The sequence below is a fragment of the Microbacterium sp. K35 genome (assembly GCF_004794375.1).
Taxonomy (GTDB): Bacteria; Actinomycetota; Actinomycetes; order Actinomycetales; family Microbacteriaceae; genus Microbacterium; species Microbacterium sufflavum.
In genome coordinates this window covers 1-316 of record NZ_SSDM01000253.1, presented here as the reverse complement: position 1 = coordinate 316, position 316 = coordinate 1, and the positions used below count along the sequence as shown (strand labels likewise).

Annotated in this window: 1 pseudogene; it reads right to left on the bottom strand. The window is 79.1% G+C overall.

Annotation, left to right across the window (positions count from 1 at the left end):
• Positions 1-316: pseudogene (locus DW299_RS19050) on the bottom strand (hypothetical protein); the annotation flags it as partial.

Here is a 316-nt window from a genome sequence, read left to right as displayed (position 1 = left end):
CTCCGCGATCAGGGCGGCCGGGCGCGCGTGGATGCCCAGCGGGTTGCGCACCCGCACGCGACGCACACTCGCGCCCTCCTCATGCGCGCCCGACTCCGACGGGTCCGCCGGAGTCCCGCCCGTGGCCGCGGATCCTGACCCGCTCGGCGAGTCCCCCCGCGTCCCTGGCTCCGACTCCGGCACGGCCGCGGACCCGGTCGTCGTACCCGCTCCCACCCCCGTGCTCCCGGCGGCGCCCGCCTCCGCCTCGGGCTCCCCGAGCTGTCCGCTCTTCGCCACCAGCGCTCCGGTCGCCTCCGCGGCCACGGCGTCGAGG